17 protein-coding genes and 1 pseudogene are annotated in these 19,748 nt (G+C 38.5%); 4 read left to right on the forward strand and 14 right to left on the reverse strand.

What is annotated here, in order from left to right:
• Nucleotides 1–173: 173 nt before the first annotated feature.
• From argH to K4422_RS11320, 3 genes are all read left to right on the forward strand, one after another.
• Nucleotides 174–1,565, forward strand: coding sequence for an argininosuccinate lyase (gene argH, locus K4422_RS11310; protein WP_230711170.1), 1,392 nt, complete (start codon nt 174–176; stop codon nt 1,563–1,565).
• Between the two features lie 415 nt (nt 1,566–1,980).
• Entirely contained in the window at nt 1,981–2,550 is a 570-nt protein-coding gene (locus K4422_RS11315) for an RNA polymerase sigma factor (protein ID WP_230711171.1), read from the forward strand.
• Entirely contained in the window at nt 2,547–3,911 is a 1,365-nt protein-coding gene (locus tag K4422_RS11320; RefSeq protein WP_230711172.1) for a hypothetical protein, read from the forward strand. The genes K4422_RS11315 and K4422_RS11320 overlap by 4 nt, the downstream gene beginning before the upstream one ends.
• A gap of 518 nt (nt 3,912–4,429) precedes the next feature.
• Here K4422_RS11320 and K4422_RS11325 read toward each other — a convergent pair.
• From K4422_RS11325 to K4422_RS11390, 14 genes and pseudogenes are all read right to left on the reverse strand, one after another.
• Complete coding sequence (locus K4422_RS11325; RefSeq protein WP_230711173.1) at nt 4,430–5,182, reverse strand: TIGR03915 family putative DNA repair protein; 753 nt, start codon at nt 5,180–5,182, stop codon at nt 4,430–4,432.
• Between the two features lie 41 nt (nt 5,183–5,223).
• Entirely contained in the window at nt 5,224–6,543 is a 1,320-nt protein-coding gene (locus K4422_RS11330) for a putative DNA modification/repair radical SAM protein (protein ID WP_230711174.1), read from the reverse strand.
• Nucleotides 6,544–6,639: 96 nt separating this feature from the next.
• Nucleotides 6,640–7,167, reverse strand: a complete 528-nt coding sequence (locus K4422_RS11335; RefSeq protein ID WP_230711175.1) for a GNAT family N-acetyltransferase — start codon at nt 7,165–7,167, stop codon at nt 6,640–6,642.
• A gap of 241 nt (nt 7,168–7,408) precedes the next feature.
• The gene (locus K4422_RS11340) at nt 7,409–8,884 is read right to left on the reverse strand and encodes a helix-turn-helix domain-containing protein (RefSeq protein ID WP_230711206.1); all 1,476 of its coding nucleotides are present in this window, start codon (nt 8,882–8,884) and stop codon (nt 7,409–7,411) included.
• Nucleotides 8,868–9,455: a hypothetical protein gene (locus tag K4422_RS11345; protein ID WP_230711176.1), complete on the reverse strand. Its 588-nt coding sequence runs from the start codon at nt 9,453–9,455 to the stop codon at nt 8,868–8,870. Before K4422_RS11345 ends, K4422_RS11340 begins: the two co-directional genes overlap by 17 nt.
• Before the next feature lie 21 nt (nt 9,456–9,476).
• A complete protein-coding gene (locus K4422_RS11350; RefSeq protein WP_230711177.1) occupies nt 9,477–10,244 on the reverse strand; it encodes a class A sortase in 768 nt (255 codons plus the stop codon).
• A pseudogene (locus K4422_RS11355) lies at nt 10,219–11,315 on the reverse strand (DUF916 and DUF3324 domain-containing protein). The gene K4422_RS11350 and the pseudogene K4422_RS11355 overlap by 26 nt, the downstream one beginning before the upstream one ends.
• A gap of 178 nt (nt 11,316–11,493) precedes the next feature.
• A complete protein-coding gene (locus K4422_RS11360) occupies nt 11,494–12,231 on the reverse strand; it encodes a WxL domain-containing protein (protein WP_230711178.1) in 738 nt (245 codons plus the stop codon).
• Nucleotides 12,232–12,250: 19 nt separating this feature from the next.
• Nucleotides 12,251–13,030, reverse strand: coding sequence for a WxL domain-containing protein (locus K4422_RS11365; RefSeq protein WP_206903199.1), 780 nt, complete (start codon nt 13,028–13,030; stop codon nt 12,251–12,253).
• Between the two features lie 47 nt (nt 13,031–13,077).
• Entirely contained in the window at nt 13,078–13,752 is a 675-nt protein-coding gene (locus tag K4422_RS11370; RefSeq protein ID WP_230711179.1) for a WxL domain-containing protein, read from the reverse strand.
• A 25-nt stretch (nt 13,753–13,777) separates the two neighbouring features.
• Nucleotides 13,778–14,128 carry a hypothetical protein gene (locus tag K4422_RS11375; protein WP_230711180.1) on the reverse strand — a complete coding sequence of 117 codons (351 nt, stop codon included), beginning with the start codon at nt 14,126–14,128 and terminating at the stop codon, nt 13,778–13,780.
• An 8-nt stretch (nt 14,129–14,136) separates the two neighbouring features.
• The gene (locus K4422_RS11380; RefSeq protein WP_230711181.1) at nt 14,137–16,797 is read right to left on the reverse strand and encodes a WxL domain-containing protein; all 2,661 of its coding nucleotides are present in this window, start codon (nt 16,795–16,797) and stop codon (nt 14,137–14,139) included.
• Between the two features lie 622 nt (nt 16,798–17,419).
• The gene (locus K4422_RS11385) at nt 17,420–17,887 is read right to left on the reverse strand and encodes a Dps family protein (protein WP_230711182.1); all 468 of its coding nucleotides are present in this window, start codon (nt 17,885–17,887) and stop codon (nt 17,420–17,422) included.
• Nucleotides 17,888–18,076: 189 nt separating this feature from the next.
• Nucleotides 18,077–18,784 carry a DUF5105 domain-containing protein gene (locus K4422_RS11390; protein ID WP_230711183.1) on the reverse strand — a complete coding sequence of 236 codons (708 nt, stop codon included), beginning with the start codon at nt 18,782–18,784 and terminating at the stop codon, nt 18,077–18,079.
• Nucleotides 18,785–18,923: 139 nt separating this feature from the next.
• Here K4422_RS11390 and K4422_RS11395 point away from each other — a divergent pair, with 139 nt between their 5' ends.
• A complete protein-coding gene (locus K4422_RS11395; protein ID WP_230711184.1) occupies nt 18,924–19,640 on the forward strand; it encodes a prepilin peptidase in 717 nt (238 codons plus the stop codon).
• Nucleotides 19,641–19,748 lie beyond the last annotated feature (108 nt).

A 19,748-nucleotide genomic window follows, 5' to 3' on the forward strand; every position in this document is an offset into this window, starting at 1 on the left:
AGCTACTGCTGGATCCCCGTTTATCCGTAAATAAGCGCTGTGATTATATTAATTCATAGCCCCAAGATTCGTTACAAATCCAGCGGACTGTAGTTATTTCCGGTTGGATTTATCCCAGAGTTTTCTTACAACTTATGTCGCAGCTTTTTTAACTGACAAATGAGGTGGAGAAAGTGGCAAAATTATGGGGTGGCCGTTTTGACGGTCAAAACGAAGCATGGATTGACGCGTTTGGCGCATCGATTTTATTTGATCAAAAAATGGCAACACAAGACATCAAGGGCAGTTTGGCCCATGTTAAAATGTTGGCCAAAACAGAAATCATTAGCGCTGAAGAATCCGCTGAAATCCAGCGGGGGTTAGAAAAACTGCAAGAAAAACTAGCAGCCGGACAATTAGAATTTACCATTGGAAACGAAGATATCCACATGAACTTGGAATCTTATTTGGCCGCAGAAATCGGGCCGGTTGCCGGCAAGCTCCACACTGCCCGCAGTCGTAACGACCAAGTGGCGACAGATATGCATTTATATTTAAAAGATATCGTCAAACAATTGCTGCCAAAAATTCAGCATTTTCGCAATGTTTTAGTGGGAAAAGCAGCAGAAAATGTCCACACCGTCATGCCTGGCTACACGCATTTGCAACATGCACAACCTATTTCTTTTGCCCATCACCTGCTGGCTTATTATGAAATGTTGACCCGCGATCAAACGCGTTTTATTGAAAACTTACAGCGAATTGATAGCATGCCACTAGGTAGTGCCGCACTTGCGGGTACGACCTTTCCAGTCGACCGCTTTTTTACGGCTAATGAACTAGATTTTGGCAATATTTATGCCAACAGTTTGGATGCTGTTAGTGATCGTGATTTCATTTTGGAATTTTTAAGCAACAGCGCCATTATGATGATGCATCTCTCCCGCTTTTGCGAAGAGTTGATTTTGTGGTGCTCCCATGAATTTAAGTTTGTGGAATTAACCGACAGCTTTTCTACCGGCAGCTCAATTATGCCTCAAAAGAAAAATCCCGATATGGCCGAGTTGATTCGCGGTAAAACTGGTCGCGTTTACGGCAACTTATTTGGTCTTTTGACCGTTATGAAAGGCTTGCCCCTTGCCTACAATAAGGATTTTCAAGAAGATAAAGAAGGCATGTTTGATACAGCGGAAACAATTTTAACTAGCCTGGATATTATGGCAGGCATGATTGATACCATGAAAGTTAACAAAGAAAATATGGCGCAAGCCACTGAATCGGATTTTTCCAATGCAACAGAACTAGCCGATTACTTAGCCAACCACGGCGTGCCATTCCGCGAAGCCCACGAAATTGTCGGCAAGTTAGTCCTAGCCTGCATTCAACGGGGGATTTTCCTCCAAGATGTGCCGCTGGAAGAATACCAGCAAATCGCACCTGTCATTGAATCGGACATTTATGAAAAATTATCTTCTTATAACGCCGTTAAAAACCGCCACTCTTATGGTGGGACCGGTTTTGATCAAGTAGACAAACAAATCAAAGCCGCCAAAATACAACTGCAAAAAGAAAAAGCTGCCGATTAAACTACGGGCGTCAATATTTAACATAGTCCTGACAATTTTTATCATATAAAAAGCTAAAATACCTGTATTATAGAAGAAAACTTTTGGTCGCTTGCTTTCAGCACCAAAAGTAATCGCCCCATTCTTGCAACTGTGAGCTTTGCGGCAAACTTCTTAATCCAGGTATTTTTTATATTGAACAATAAAATGAACTCAAGGTACCGCGAGTGCGCGTAATACGACAAAATTTTGATAATTTGTTTTTCAAATTTAAACGTAAAGCACCAGCAACTTTTTCAAAACAAAAAACTACATATTTTAAAAAAAAAGTGAGGAATTTAATCTTTTGGGTTTGTAGTATAAGTGAAGTCAGGAAATACCAAAAGCAAACAAAATAGTTTTAATTTGCAACGTATCTTAACGAGGTGGTGAAGTAATGGAAGAAATTGAAAACACCCTCTTTTATCGCAGGGTGAAAAAGCGCGATGAAGCGGCCTTTAACACATTAATTACCGCCTACAGTAAATTATTATGGGCAGTGGCTAGTCGCAGCGGCGCGGCAAACGGCATGGATTTAGAAGAAGTAGTCAGCGATGTCTTCTTACGCTTGTGGGAACAGCCGGAAAAATTTGATGAAAAAAAAGGGAGTCTAAAAACTTATTTATGCATCATGACTGAAAGTATGACAAAAAACAAATTACAACAAGCACGCCGGCGTCAACACGAAACACTAGCGAACATTGAGGAAAACACAGATGAGTTAGTTAGCAGTGAGTTGGAAGAAAAAGCGGCTTGGCAGGAAATTTACAGTCTTATTATGACTTTTGATGAGCCAACGCGGCAAATTTTACTTTGGCGAATTTTCTACGAACTAACGCCCCAAGAAATCACCAAGAAGTCCGGACTTCCAGCAAAAGAAGTCGACAACCGGTTGTATCGGGGACGAAAAAAATTACGCAGTTTGGTAGAACGCAATTCCTTTTTCAGAGAGGTGGAAAATACATGAAAAAACATCCTTTAGAATACTTAGACGATACCCAGTTAGATGAGTTGTTACATTATAACGAACAGCCCTTTGATAAAGAAAATAAAAATAACATCCACCAAAAATTTGCTACAAAAAAAGCTTTGGTTAAAAAAAGAAACCAGCGACGACGCCGCTGGCTAATCAGCGGTGCCACAGCTGCTTTAGCTTTAATATTAGTCGGCTTTACTTTCCGAGATGATTTATCGGTGGCTTACAAAAAACGCTTTGGCAATCAAACAGAACTCCTTTTATTAAATTCTGATAAGTTAAGTCAAAACGTTACCGATCAAGGATTGGAACTAAAAGCCGTCGCTTCTTTTAAAGACGGAAGTAATCAATATCTTGTCAGCCAACTAACCGATTTAACCGGCGAACGCTTGGACGAAAGCACCATGATTGATCGTTGGCAAATGTTTGGCGGCGGGAATACCCAAATGACCCATTATGATGCCAGTACTAAAACGGCGACTTTAGTAACCAGTGCAATCGGCGCTGATGATACGCCAAATTCAGGTTTTCAATTAACGGCCTTTACCAGTGGAAAAAAAGACTTTGCGACAACCTATCACCCAAATTGGCAAAACTTACTACAAACCAAAAAGAGCTGGATTGATTTAACGAAACAACAAGCGCAAGGAGGCGGTCTAAATGAAGAAGTTGCCAAAAATTATGGTGTATCTTGGAATGAACTGGTGAAAACTGGCCTTAAACCTTCACAAGTAAACGAAAAATTAGATAACCAGTTTACAATTTCAAATATTGCCTACAAAGACGATTTACTCCATCTGCAATTAAAAATACCCAATACACCCAAAATGGCGGCAGTTTTCCCGCAGTTAGTAATAAATGATAAAAAAATTGATTCTTTCGCTGATTTTAGCGTCGATTATGGCACCCATAACAACAAAACTGGTCGCGCAGATTATCAAGAGTACATTTTCCCAGTTAAAAAAGCCGATTTAACTCAGGCAAAACTTGTTTTAACAGGTTGGCGGTGGGAAACTTACCAAGAGGGAGATTGGGCCATTCAACTGAAAAAAGCCAAAGAACTTCCGTTAACCAAAATCTCCTCTCAAACGCTCACAACGCAACAAGGAGAGTTGAAATTAGATAACATCCAGCTTTCACCTATCGCCCTTGATTTTAACTACACCGGCAATTTAAGCGGTACGACGATTACATTAAACTATGAAGATGGCACAAAATTTGCAACCACCGTTGAATATGACGATCAGCTCAATCACAAAAAAGCCGAAAATTTTCGTTACGAATTCGGTCTAAAAGATAACAAAGAAATCAAAAGCATCACCTTTAACCAGCAAAAATTAAAAATGAAATAAGAAAAGCGGAACAAACCGCCCTCAGCTCTCAAAAAATAAGCGCGGGATTTCTTAAAATTGTTCCTCAAATTTTTAGAAATTTCGTCTTATTTCTTGGAGAGCTAGTTTGTGAAGCTAGACAATAAGAAAAGCTGAGCAAACTTGGTCAACTCGCTAGTTATAAGGCAGAAGCTTGATAAATTTTTTTCTAATTTCTCAAATTTTTGCCTTATTGTCGCTCTAATTCTTGAAAACTTCATTTTTTCCCTTAAAATAGAAAAACAAAAAAAGCAGCGCACCACTTCCTTGTCGCTTAAGTGAAAGACCCAAAATTTATTTGGATCTTCAACTTAAAAGATGGGTCGCCTGCTTTTTTGCTTTTTAGCTTTTTCAGGAGGTTTTTCTACTAGTTTTACTTGGTTTTTACAGCGTTTTTTGATTGTTTTTTTCCTCTTTGCTTTTCAACAAGTTTTCCACTAGGCCCTACTGGGGTCTGACTGCTTTTTTCGTAATTTTTCCACTGAGCTCTCAAAAAAAGTTTATTGAAATTCTGTCATTTCAGAGCGGAAACGCAATGGTAAATGATTGCGTTGGGCGCTAGGGTTAATGCGCTCTTTAATCGTCACAGCGGCTAAAAAGGCGCGCCACTGCTCCCCTACGATATCATTGCCTTGTAAAAACTTATCTTTTGGCAGCGTGATATTTTCTAATAAACGATAGCTGCCATTTTCCAGACAGGCTAATAATTGATGGGTTTCATCGTAAATCATGACCTTTTCATTGACGTAACGCTTTGCAAAGTGTGGGCAAATATACGGCAGACAGTAGTGTTTGGGCGTAATTTTAGCAAACAAAACGTCCTCCACATATTCAAATCGAACAAAACCTTTGTACTGGTGAGCCTCACCATACAAAGCACGGACTGCTGTATCTAGTGCTAAAATTTCCGGTTTACCAATAAAGTTCTGCAAATTATCTTTGGTATCAAGGCCAATATGTAACGCGTGAAGCAAGTAGGTCTCCTTGTTTTCCAAACTCGTATTAAAGCCGTCGTGAAGAAATACATAGTTATTTGGTGTTAGAACTTCTTGCAGGCGACGGGCAATCTTTTCGGCTTTTTTTTCATCAGTTTTAATCCACTCCGGCGGAAATAAATTATTTTCCGTTGTAGCCGGATTTAACACGACAGCCGGAAATTGATGGCGGCGAAATGACAGGTCAATGACGGTATAAAAACCCGCCAATGTCCCATCGTATTCCAAAATGTCGATCGTTTCTTTCATCCACACCATCACAAATCCCTTCTTTCTGATGCTTTAAATTGTGTATTGTCTTATTGCAACGCAAATTGGTGCTGCTGGCCTTTTTGCCGCTCAAAACGTTCGACATCAAACAAGCTCATCTGCTCGCCAAAACTTTGGGTATTAAGAGCCTGCAGCTGTTTAAATTGGCGTTTTGAAATCAAGGCTTCAATAATCCACTGGGGATCTTGGACTAAGCCGGGAAATTTTTCGTGGTTGCAGCTGACAAAGTATTGGGCACGTTTTACAACCACGCCTAACTTTTTTAAATCGCTCAAATGAAGCCGATAATATTTGCGGGCGCGTAATATATTGCGGGCGCTCTTTGGCCCTACGCCAGGAATGCGCAAAAGCGTATTTAGATCTGCGGTTTGCACATCAACAGGAAAACGATCCAAATTTTGAATTGCCCAGTTGGCCTTGGGATCGAGATATAAATTGAAATTGGGTTGTTCTTTTTTCAAAATTTCATCGGGGGTAAAATTGTAAAACCGCATGAGCCAGTCGGCTTGATACAGACGATGCTCCCGCAACAAAGGCGGCTTTTGCGTTACAGCTGGCAGGAGTGAATCATCATTCATCGGGATATAAGCAGAATAATAAACGCGTTTTAGCTGATATTTTTGATACAAATTACCGGAAATTTTTACTATTGCACGATCTGTTTCCGGGCTCGCCCCGATAATCATCTGGGTAGATTGTCCTGCTGGCACAAAAGGCGTCTTGTGACGGTAAAGTGCGGGCAGTAAATTTTGCTCTTCTTTTTTTAGGGCAATTTGTTTCATCGGCTTATATAATTCATAAGGATCTTTATCCGGTGCCAAAAGCTGCAGGCTATCTTTTGAAGGCAGCTCTACATTTACACTCATACGATCAGCCAGATATCCCAAGCGCTCGATCAAAAGGCTATCCGCCCCAGGAATCGCTTTAACGTGAATATAACCGCGAAAGCCTTTTTCAAAGCGTAAAATTTCCAGTGTTTTAATCATCAACTCACAGGTATAATCCGGTGATTTTACAATCGCCGAGCTTAGAAACAAGCCTTCAATATAATTTCGCAGATAAAAATCAAGCACTAAATTCGCCAATTCCGCTGGTTTAAACGTAGCTCGCGGGCGCTGATTGGAACGACGATTGACACAATAATGGCAGTCGAAAATACAAGCATTGCTAAACAACACTTTCAACAACGACACGCAGCGTCCATCTGCGGTAAAAGAATGACAAATTCCAGCAGCTTCAGTACTGCCGATTGTCCCACTGCGACTCGTATCACTCACACCACTGCTGGAGCAAGAGACATCATATTTGGCTGCATCCGCTAAAATGCCGATTTTTTTCGTTAAATCCATTTTGGGCACCACCTTTTCTGACAAGACAAACCGAACGTATGTTTGTATTTTAACAAGAAAAAAGACGCCTGTCAAAAGACGTCTGCTGTAAATTTTTTAGAGTAGCAATTCGTACAAATCACACGTATCTGTGCCCTGGTCATCAAAAGAACGCAATTCTTTACGCTCCCGCCATAAGTAACCGCATTTTTCATAGAGACTTTTTGCCGGTAAATTATCCGCAAAGACATCGAGGCGAATGGCCTGACAGCCTTTTTTTAGCGCAACTTCTTTAGCACACGCTAACAAACTACGTCCAATATTTTGACCTTTAAAATCAGCATCTGCCAATAGCGTATGAATGACTAAAAACTCTTCATCCAAAAGGTGTTGATTTTCCCAAGCAATTTCGGAATATTCTACTTCATGCTCATGATTTAAAATAACACTACCAACAATTTGACCGTCAATTTCTGCGACATAAAGTTCTTTTTTAGACAAGGCGGCTGTCATATCACTTACCAGTGGGTAGATTTTTGGTACCCAACTTACGATTGGATAATTGATTTGTGCCATTCCTTTATTAAAAAAAGCTATGACCGCCTCTTTTTCAGCCTCGTTTGCCAAACGCGTTTTTACTGCCATCTGCTCACCTTCTTAGCCAAATTTCTAAGTATTTTCTTAACTCAACTATACCATTGTCGAAGCTAAAATGCAGAAATGTTTTGCCCTAACTGCAGCTTTTGAGCTTAATTTCTACCATTTTACGTCTCTTAACAGTGATAATCTTAGGAAATCAATCAATTTTTTAGTAAAAATTAGCGGCCTCTTTACTGCTGAAAAGCACAAATAATAGTAGCAAACTTCCCCAAAAAATTTGCTACTATTATTTGTAAGTACCACCAGTCCCTGTGGCAGTTAAATTCTCCCCATTGTATTTGGCCTCTCTTTTTTGAATTACCTTTTGAGCCAAGTTGGCCCAATCTAAAGGTCGTGGCGGTGCTAACCAGACAACACAATCTTTTTGGTAATCCTGCCCTAACTCCCGTGAGTCTGTCAGTAGAATATCCGCATCCTTGATTGTCGGAACAACATTTGCGCCGATCTGTTTAAAAAAATCGAGGTTTTTTACGATAAATTGGTTGTACAAATTGCCGTATGAAAAATCGACATACACATTGATCGTTTCCAAAATCAATTTTTTAGGAAACGAATCCAAAATTAAAAAGAGATACTGCAGTAAAAGCTGTTTTTTCTTGCGATACAAATCAGGTGCTGTTTGCTTAAGATTGCTGATATACCGCCTGCAAAATGCTAATACGCGCGGAAAATTTTGCTGAAAATAAATAATGTTTATTTCCGGCTGAATACTTTCAAATGCCGTGCTTGTCTCTAACAATTGAAAATGTAAATAACGGCTACGGGTCAAAAATCCAGCCAAACTTTCCGTTTCCTTGATCAATTTTGGGAAAGTTTGAATTAATTGCGCAAGTAAGTTTTGACTCCATTGATTGATCTGTGGACTTTCTGCAAGTGCAAATGTTAGTCCGATCTCTTTGGAACGCGCCCCGTAATAACAGTAAAACGCCGCCGCTTCATCCTCCCGGTATTGCGAAGGAACCCGATAAAAAAAGGCTGTTTGCATTTCTTTTTCCAAATTTTCCGGCAACAGAAAACTTAAGTCTTGCCACTCTACATACTTTTTTTGCTGAATACGTAAATTGGTTACGTGTAAGTAATGCATCAACTTCATTTTTTGATGCATCGTCATTTTGATTAAATCCAACGCTTCTAATTTCGTTTGAATCATATTTTGGTCGGCCACAGGATAAATATCTTGATCATTTTTAAAAATCCGGGCAAATAACTCGGTTAAAAATAAGCGCACGTTCTTTTCACTTTTACCGGTTAAACGAAACTTTTTATCAATCGTGATGTCGAAATTTTTTAAATACGTATTCAAATTTTTATAATTGCTATGGGCAATTGGGTAACTGATCAACTTTTTTTCGGAAAGATCATTCAAGGATTTGAACTGCCCTAAAGCAGCCCCTGCTAAAATTTGAAAACTCGTTGATTCTGCCACGTATTTTTCTAACAACGTTTCAGAACTTGCACTTCCGGTAATTTCCAGTTGCAAAAAAGGTTCCTCGACAAAAAGATTTATTTCTGGTGCCAGCTGATAGTGTTCCAAATCTAAAATCAGCTGATCAATCAGGCTTTTTAATACATAATTGGAAATTCCTAATTCTTCCATTAATTCTTTTTTTGTTAAAGCAAAATACGGGCTACGTTCTACTTTTTTCAAGAGCTGATATTTACGCCACTCTTCTTTTGCTAAAAAATTAGCCAGCAAAGTCATCACTCACTCTCGCTTCTAATTTTCCATTTCCTTGACCGTACAATACCAACCCCGATAATACATAGGCACTTTGCGCAATTTCTGTCCATTCGTCGGCATCATCTCCTCCAGTTGCATTTCCTTCTGGCAATAACGCTGCGATTTCCATGGGGGCAAAAAATTCGTCATTAAGCATTAAAACTTGATTTTTTCTCCGCCCTTGTAAAGGTGATAAGTAGTAAGGCTCACTTGGAAAGACAGCTGTTTTTTTACTTTTTGTCTGTTGTTTATCTAATAAATAAGCGTCTTTTGGCACTACGTCTTGCATCACTTTTTTTGCCTCTATTATTTTTTTATCAGATTTTGGCGAGACAACGATAGGTGACCTGTCTGCCTCTTTCTCCAATGCTAATTTTCCATCTGTCTTGTGAGTGTTATTGGTTTCAATTTTTTGTTCTTCATTTGCGATTGGTGTAATCGCATTATGCGGATCTAATGGATCATAAATAACCGTATTGGCTAAGGCGTGTTCTGAAAACAAGAAAATTGAAGCCCCTACTGCTAAAAAGACCGAACGCGTCATTTTTCTCATTACATCACCCCTTTTCTAAAATTATGAACTGATTTTTTTAATGATGATAATTCCCAGTACCAAGCAAAGTAAAAACGATACGATAACGCCGATGCCATACCAGCGATTTTGTTGCTGATTTTTTCGCGTAATCGTTTTTGCCTGTTTTACCATTTGTGCCTTTAGTTGCGACTGGGTATTATTTTGAACCAGCTTGCCGTACACCACATAGCGCCATTGCGTTTGCGTTGGTTTATCGCAGGTGATTAGTGTAATCTCTGTTTGGTTGTGATCATCCAGAACTTGTAGTTCACTTTGATGCACGAGTTTTGTTTCCTTTACTTTGTAATGATAAAAATTATTTTCGTAGCGTAAATAAATGCTATCGCCTAATTTCACCTGGAGTAATTTGCCAAACAGCAAGTTTTCACGCCCAAGATGATGACCAATCAAGACAAAATTATGATCTTGTGGCGAGCGCTCTGGAAAAAGCGAACCTGCGCCTACTAATAGTTCTTGGTTGGTCACACCGTTAAAAACAGGCACGCTGATTCCTACTGCCGGTAATGTTATCCCGCCGCTTTCTTTGAAGACGGCCGTTTTCTTAAATGCTAAAACATCAGCTAAATCCGGTGGCTGCACAGCTTCTAAAGCCACACTTTCTTCACTTGTATGGAAAGGACTTGTTTTAAGTGTGACATTATCGGTTTGATAAATTAACAATGCCTGCTTTAAAAAAGGTAAAAAAAGCAGGGTCACTGCTAGGACATACAATAAAATCAGACTAATTTGAACTTTTTGCTTCATCATCTTCTTTATTTTTCTTTCTGCGCCAAATAATAAAGAACAAAATTAACAAGAGCAGCAATAAAATACCGATTAAAATATATACCCAGGTATAGTCTTTTTTGATGGTGACATCTGAGTCGTTTAATTTTTTGGCTACTTCAGCTTTAATTTCAAAGTCTTTTGACAATGACCAATGGTAGTGATAATTGGTTTCTTTATGACCATCTCCAATAAATTTAAACTGTCCTTTTTCATCTTGCTGCCCATAGGCTTCGATTTTCATGGTATACTTACCGGCTTTTAAAGCTTCACCATTTAATGCTACAGCTAAATCAAAATTGGAATTTGGTGCCATTTGCATGCCTTTTTTTCTGACGTATAAAGTGCTGTATCACTGCCTTTTTTGCTAATCGTTGTTTTTGTCGCTAATTGATTTAAATAGGTAGGATTAGGATTTTGTAAATTCCCTTGAATGACATTTCGTGCATTGCGCTGATCTGCGGCGACCTTCGTTAGTTTCAAGTCCGGCGCGCCATTATCTGTAGTTTGGCGCATCAATAACGCCACAACATAGGAATACTCATTTTTAATTGCTAAGCCTTTATCTTCTTGCTTGGCAGTGGAATTATCTGTCTTTGCGGCTTTTTCTTTAAACGTAATCCCCCCGGCAATTACACCAGAAAATTTCTCATTGGGCATCTGTATTTTAATTTTATATTCCGCTGCAGAATGAGGCGCCAAGCTAATCTCACTTGGTGCTTTTACAAAGTCTTTAATATTATATTGCAGCGTCTCATCTGCTTTAATCTCATTTTGGCTGTATTCAACAACCCCATTGCCATTAGTAGTGGCACTATTGATTTGAGCTTCTACGACTACTTTTTGATCCGTGTCATTGCGCAATGACACGGACAATTCATCTGCTTGGTTTGGTGCCAACAATAAATCAAAATACGTCTTTGTCTTATCAATTTGATTAGCAGAAGTCTTTGGTGTCACAGCAAAGTTAAACTCCGAGGCAAAACTCGGCTGTGGTAATAACAAACAGCAAAAAACGGCTGCTAGCAACATGATTATTTTTTTTACCTTCATTTCTATAATCCTTTCAATGAAAAAATAGTTAGTAATTAAAACAGATTACCCGAACAATTGAGACATTTCTCTATGCTAAAAATCACGCCATAAACAGCGTTTTTAGCACGTTTATCTACTATTGTCCGGGTATTTTGTCTTATTTTAATTTTTTATTCTATTTCCCATGTCTTAAAACTTAATTTCCTGGTGCGTCAGTTAACACCCAAGTAAAGGTGGTTGTATATTTTTTAGCGTATTTCGTTGTTGCCCCCGGTACGCTTAATTCAATACTTTCTGCTGCTGTGGTAGCATCTGTACCCCAATCTAGTAAGTAGGTCCCGGCACCTTGCCCTGCTGTTGCAGACATTACATCTTGCAAAGCACCACTTGGATCAGCAATAATAGTCGCTTGACCGGTAGGCGCTGCTGAATCAGAAGCCGTTACGACATGGCCGTTTTTAAAAACAATTTCAGCCCCAGTTAATTCTTCATTATCAGCTGTTTTAAATTGATTATTTTGTTTCATTTGTAACGTCCAGCCAGCTTCTGTCCCCCGGTTGTCTGTTACTTGCACAAAGTTAGGTCCTGTTTTTTCTACGGCATCTTTGTCCACATATTTTTGCGCTTTTGCTTTGTAGACTTCGTTTTTAGACGTAATTTTTTGCGAGCCAAAATCTAAACTTGAAGCATAATCAATCGATAATGGGCCAGCAGTTCCTGGATTTGGGCCAGCTGGATCTGTTGGATCAACGGGTTCCACTGGGTCTACTGGATTGATTGGATCAACGGGATTGGTAGGATCTGTGTTTGGTGTAAACGTAATAATCCCATTTGAATTATAATTGGCGCCATCGGCTGCTAAAGCTGTCGTACCACTTAGAACCACGCCTGCTAAAATACTTGTTGTTAGAAATAAATAACCAATTTTTTTCATTGTAATTGCTCCTTTTTTATTAATTTCCTGGTACGTCAGACAAACTCCATGTTAATGTCGTGCTGTATTTTACCGCATCTTTTGGTGTGCTACCTGGCACAGATAACGTAATAGCTTTGGTTACTTGCGCATCTACTTGTGTCCCATCTTTGTCTGTTTCTTTAACAGTCTCAACACTACCCCAACGATCAACATAAGTTCCGGCACCTTCACCTGCTTTAGCCGACATAACCAAACTTTCGCTGGCATCTGGATTTAATTCAATCACACTGGCTGCGGTTGGATGAACCGCAGTTGAATTACTCGCAACTGTCGGGCTCACTAATTTCACTACTGAACCAGTCAATGTATCATTTAACGCACTTGCAGCTTTGAATTGACCATTTTGTTTTACTTTTAAAGTCCAGCCGGCGTTATTCCCGCGATTATCTGAGATTTGCACATAATTCGGCGTTGCGGCTGTCCCATCTTTATATTGTTGTGCCCGTGCATAATACACTTGATCACTATTGGTAATTTTATTTATCCCAAAGTCTAAAGAAGAAGCGTAGTCAATGGATAATGGGCCATCGGTACCAGGTTTTGGACCGTCTGGATCTGTTGGATCGACTGGCTCAACCGGATTGGTAGGATCTGGATTGGTGGGATCAACTGGTTTGGTGGGATCTGGATTGGGAATAAATTCCACCACCCCGTTTGAATCATAAGCTACTGAAGCTGCGTGAGAAACCAACCCACCAGCCATAGAAAGTGATAAAGCTGCTAGAGCTGCCACTGTCATAAAGCGGATATTTTTCATGTCTATTACTCCTAACGTTTTCTAAATATTTTTTTATTTATTACTTGCTATGGAACATCTTTTAATGTCCATGTTAGTGCTGTTTGATATTTTTTAGCGTACTTCACTGTTTTCCCTGGAACATGCAACGAGATAGCTTGTGCCCCTGTCTTTTCATCTGAACCAAAACGATACAACCATGTTCCAAGCCCTTTATTTTGATTTGCAACGACTACATCTATTTCACTGTTAAGCGGCAACGTATAGGAAGAAACTGGGGTTGGTGCGAAATCATTCGCAAGGTTTGACACCATCTCTCCTTGACTAAAAGAAATTTCGGCACCGGTAAGTAGTTGTCCTTCTGCCGTTTGAAATTGTGTCGCCTGTTTCACCGCTAAATGCCAACCACTACCTGTCCCCCGTATATCAGTTACTTGTACGTAATTGGGGCCTACCTTTTTTACGCCATCAAAATCACTATATTCTTGTGCTTTAGCATAATAAGTTTCGTTTCTTGTTGAAATTGCTTGATTGCCAAATTGAAAACCAGAAGCAAAATCTAATGAAAGGCTGCCACCTGTCCCAGCGACCGGCCCGCTTGGATCAGTCGGATCGATTGGTGTTACTGGTTTTGCAGGGTCTGGTAAAAGTGGATCTAGTGGTTTAATTAGTGTATCTTCACTACTTTGATATCTGATATGAGTACCAGTATCAGATCCATAAGCTTTTATTCCACCAATCAAACTAAAGGATAGTAGGCAAAGAAAACTAAGTATTTCGAATTTTTTCAGTGTACCCGCCTCCTTTTAGTTTGAAAAAAATCATCGCCAATAATGCAATACCCATTATTGTCGTGAATTGATAGGAGACATCCCCTGTCACTGGAATGATTACTTCTTGTCCTTTATAAGTCGGTAACGAACTTGCATCGTTAGTTGTCTGTGGGCCTGGCGTTAAAATTACTTCAGGTTTTTTGTCATCTTTATTCTTTTTATATTCATATTTACCGTAAAAAGAAGTAACACTGTTACTATCATAGTTTTTTTCTGCCGCAAAGACGGGGATTGTGGTGAAAACAAACAATACCGTCAATACAGTGCTGATTATTATTTTTTTCATCTCATCACCTAATTTCCTGGGACATCCTCTAGTTGCCATGCTAATTTGCCTGTGTAATCTCCGATGCGTTGTTTTTCAACAGGAACAGTTAATTTAAATCCTTGATTTCCTGTCCAATTCGCAGAAATTTCTTTGCTACCATCGGTTGTAAATTTACCAGATTCCACAATTTGCGTAGCTGTTGTAATTTGTTTTTCCCCCAGCGAAGAAGTGTAAGATAAGTCATCTTCCAATGAAACTGTACCGTTTTTTAAAGCTTCAGATTGATGTAACGTTAAGCGCCATGGCTTTTTAGCACCGCCACGAGTATCAGAAATCACAAGCTTACCGTTTATTGTTGGTTGATAGCTTTGCGTTTGATTAGAAATGTTATTGCTCCCAAATTCAAGTTTATCTGGCACTGTATCTAATGATAAATTTCCCACAACGATAACCTTAGTTGCTGCCTTAAATGTGGCGTCCCGATAATTTAAATCTTCTTTAGGATTAATGTTGCCAATATCATTATTTGTACTTGGCCGTTGATCCTCACTTAATTGTGTAATTAAACCACTTTGATCTTGCAAAAAGATTTGGATAACATCGCCTCGCGTAATTTGTAAGCTGGAAATATCAAGTTCCCATTTTCCTTGGGAATTTACTACTTGTGATGTATTTGCCTGTGGTTGACCGTTAACAGTTAGTGTTATAATACTATTAGGTTCCCCAGTGCCCGTTAATTTTGTCGTAATACTTTGGATGGCGTCCGAATTATCGACTTTAGCGGGTTCTGGTGGTGTAGCATCAATTACTGTAGTTGCGCTAGCTGCCGGTGTTATCCACGGGCCTCTTTTCGCAATACCTGTTATTTTTTCTCCAGCTTTTTGAAATTGAGCTGGATTACTTGTCTCTTTATAACGGATATACCCATTAGCATCCGTGGCTAAATCACTCCGAATATTCCCATAAGTATCTGTCAATGTAACCTGCGCTTGATTTTCTGAAGCATACACGGGAATATATTTGATCTCCCCATCAACTAACCCGTTATTATCTGGCACTTCCCCAATGACGACGCGTCCTTCAATCGTTTTATCTGCATCCGTTACCGGCGTCCATTCAATTTTAGGATTCTGATTCATCCCTGAAATACGCCGATAATTGGCTTGTTTAAATTGCTGCAGACCACTCACTGATGTACTTACTACTTCTTTTGTACCACTACCTGCAACAGACAAACTTGGAACTTTTGCATACGTTTCACTAGAAGGCCCTAAAACCGGCACCCCCACATTCCACAAATCAATATCCGAATCAAAAATATAAAAATTATTCTCAGCACGGTTCCCATTCGCGACGTTCACCGCACTCTTTGTATTGTTTAAGTTTCGCAAATCATATTGAGCGGGACTATTTAAAGTAAAGGTATTCCCGGTACGCGTAACATTTCCGGTACCTAAGCCGTTAGCTGAAACATTAATTAACGGTTGGCTACTCGTGCCAATTACATAAAAATAACTCCCCGGCTCAGCATTTAAATAGGTATTATTATTACTAAATGCTACAACTGATCCTGAGTCTTGTTTACTAGTTAAGTTAACAATTGCACCTTTTTTAATCGTCATTCCAGCCCCATCATCATCAAACCGAACGGCATTTCCCGGCATGTCTACGTTATAAACACTATTTTCACCAACCGTTAATGCTAGATAATGACTATAAACCGCAGGATAAGTTCTCCCTAAAGTTTGTGTTTGTCCTGCGTCCACGCGACAATTATTGCCGATTGTAAATTCTCGTGATGCTCCTGTTGACGTAGCACTAGCAGCAACGTTATACCAAAAAACAGAGAAGTTATAATAATTAACGTTTCCTTTATATTGGGTACCGTCTTCCATAATCATGCTACCTAAATAAAAATTTTCTGCGCGGGTATCAATATTCATCTTGCCATATACTCTTACTTCTGAATGAGAGGCACGTGCCAAGCGTTGCACGCCAGGCTCTGTCGTAACATTTCCAAAACGATATTTCCATTTTGCACCATACGTATAATTCAAACGTGTCCCGACGATATCTTCTGAGTTAGCCCCAACATATTTTTGATTCAAAACAATATCGTGCATATGGAAATTACCAATCGCATTTTGTGGGCTACCCAATCGAATCGATGCATCTTTAAAATGGATGCGATTCCCTTGACCATCAATCTCCAAATCATTTTTTCGTTGATAACTAGATAAGTTGGAATCAGAGGCACTTGGATTTTCAAAACTGCCTGTTAAACTAATTTTTGTAATTGTTTCATCGCAAACCGCACTGACAAAAGCCGTCCAAGTATTTACTTCTGCCTCATTTGCTGCCAGACGGGGGCGCACTTTTTCTTTGACTTGAACATCTTTACTTTCCTCAGTTGTTTGCTCCTGACTTTTTGTCGTCGTAGCTGTGCTAGTAGGATTGGTTTCTAGCGTAGTTGCCACATTACTTTCACCACTACTGAAAGGTGGTGTCGTAGCGGTGGTCTCGCTCTTGTCTGTTTCAAGAAAGGTAGACTCTACAGTTTGTGCACTACTACTAACAGTCGTATCTTCTTTACCATTTTCATCTCCTAGTGCTGCCGCCAATACTGAATTGGGCACAGTTGAAAGTAAAATAGTAAATAATAATAAAAATTTTATTTTACAGCGCATCTTTTTTCATTCACCTCCTTCACGGTCTAAATAATATCACAGCAATTCTTCTGTTTTTATATTTTTTTTTATTTAAAATGACAATTATCTTATAATAATTATTGAAATGACAAAATTTATTCAAAACCAAAATTAGTTTTGTTTAACTAATTTCCATTAAAGAAAAACCGTTATATTACAAAGAAAAACAAACAAAAAATGAATTATTAGCAATTAAATTATCATTATTTTATTGATAAAAATTATAAAATAACTATTTTTTAAAATAGGACATTGTTTAAAACGCAACGAAATTCATCTATACCAAAATATTCTTAATTTTTCTTAAAAAAAATGAAATAATTGTAATTTAGGCTGGAAATAAAGGCTATTTTTACTGATTAAATGAGATTTTTTTCTGTTTTTTCACACAATCATCATTTACTTTCTTGAATAGTTTTTTAGGTAATGAAAGTTTGATAACATTTCATACAAAAAATCTGATTTTGACAAAAAAATAAAAAGACAAAAATAGATTTTAATAGCACATCGCAACTGTTTTTTTATTTTAACTTTCCATGATTTTAAACAAAAAAAGATCCAGCGACATACATCGCTGAATCTTTTAGACAGTATTTAAATATTAAGCATCAATTTTAGGCGCTTTGCCTAAGTGTGCTTGAATCATCCAAATGCGTTTTTCTGTTGCTGTTTTGAATTCGATGAAGATGTCTTGCGTTGGATCGTCGCCTTCTTCACCAGATACTTCAATCCCTTTTTGGTATAAGTCAGCCAAATAGCGGTAACCTTCAACCAAAGTAGCTAAGCGTTCTTCCATTGAACGGTCCCAACGACCTACTTCATCAGGAATTTTAGTATTTTCAGCCATTTCCTTCAATGTAGAAAAAGGAGCGCCATCTAATGTGATTAAGCGTTCAGAAATTTCATCTAATTGGTCGTTCACATCATCCATGAAATCGTCCATCATTGGGTGTAATGTCAAGAAACCAGGTCCTCGCATATACCAGTGAGTTTGGTGAATAACCATTGACATTTGACTTAAGTCTGCCACTAATTGGTTTAATACTTCTTTTGTTTTTGCAAATTTCATTTTTCATCCTCCTTCAAATTGTTTACATTAAAATGATAGTATGAAATCGGAAAAAAGTACAACAAAACACTCTTTGGCGTTATTTCAAATTTTGTCATACTTTTAAAAAATAAGTAAATTTGCGGAATCTTTACTGAAAATCCCCCGTTTTAAAAATGACCTCTTGTTTTTTAACAAGAGGTCATTGGATCATTTCAATTCTGCTTGTACTTCTTTTGCGACTTCTTCCATCGCTTTATTCCAATCACTTGTCAGTGTTTCTTGATCTTTAACACCCGCTACAAAGGCAAAGTATAAATTATTAATTTGGTCTCTTTGTCCTCTAACAATAGTCCACTTTCCTTTTTCAGGTTTCATTTCGATCATAATCGGAACAGCTGTTTCTTTGGCTTTAGCTGTTTTAATATTTTCTCTTAACAGTTGTAACGTTTCTTCAATAATCTTATTTTGATCGTTGGCTAGTTTATTATCTGCAATCATTTTTTGCGTAATCCCTTTTGAAGTTTCCTTCATGATGGCAGCAAAATCTAGACCCTTCACTTCATATGTCACATTGGAGATTTTACCTGCTTCTTTTACTTTTACGTCATAGGAGGTAACTTCTTTGATTTGATGATTTAATAATTCCGTTAATTCATTGGCTTCATCTTTGGAAACGGCATCACCGACACTGATTAACCCCGCTGTAAAATTATCTTTGAAATTGGCCTCATTTTCTTTAAAGCCTTTATTCAATTCTTCTCCATTCGCAAAGTTTTCTGTAAATTTTTCCGTATCGTCGTCATAGACGACGCGATCAACGAACAGCTGACCCGCCTCTTCGGCAGGAATAGCCTTATTACACCCCGCTAAAACAAATAATGCCACTAGCATGAGTGGTATCCAGATTTTTTTCATACGAACACTCCCAATCTTTTGATAAATAGCTGCTAATTTTAAAACATTAAAACAAAATTTTTGCTTTGGTGAAAGCATATATTTTTTCATAAATAAGTTACACATTTTTTGCGTAATTTATTTTGAAAGGAGAATGGTTATGACTTTTATTATTGGCTGTTGCTTTGGCTCTTTTGGTTATCTTCTCGCGACGCGTCTGCCTAAAAATAGCTCACTTTTTCCTCCCTCTCATTGCGAGGCGTGTAACACGCGTCTTAGCTGGTTGGAATTGATTCCACTGTTAAGCTTTCTCTTACAAAAAGGACGCTGTCGTCACTGCCAAACAAAAATCCCCTTTGATTACCTTATTGCAGAAATTACTTGCGGACTGCTCTTTACTTTATGCTTAAATTATTCGCCGGCAAACCCGATCATCACTTGTTTTTGGCTATATTCTGCTTGGCTTTTGAGTATTTCCGACTACTATTTCAAAATTTTAGAAACCAGTATCTTTTTGGTAACAAGTCTTGTGCTATGGCTTGGGCAGTCTTATTTAAAGATGCCTTTTCATTGGCAGACATTCCTTTATTGTCTCCTATTTGCCGCGCTTTTTAGTTATTACTACCGTGAGAAATTGGGGGTTGGTGACCTTTTATTATTGCTGGCGTGGAGCCCTTGGTTATCTTTCTGGCAATTTTCTATGCTGCTTTTTCTTAGCAGTAGTTTCGGACTTTTGTACTTTATCGTAGCAAAAATACTGCAAAAAAATAGCGACAGATTGCCCTTTATCCCTTTTTTAAGCTGTGGGCTTTTCCTCGTCCTACACTTTAACAAAACGATACATGCTCTCTTTATTTTAGCATGGGAGTTCCCTTGACGGCATCTTTTAAACTTGTGACTTTGAAAATTCCATAATTTAACTTCATTTTCAAAAAATTGATTATAAAAATCCTACACCTAGCTGCTAAATTTCTGATTTGGCTAA

It is taken from the genome of Enterococcus sp. SMC-9 (genome assembly GCF_021011285.1).
In the GTDB taxonomy this organism is placed as follows: Bacteria; Bacillota; Bacilli; order Lactobacillales; family Enterococcaceae; genus Enterococcus_C; species Enterococcus_C montenegrensis.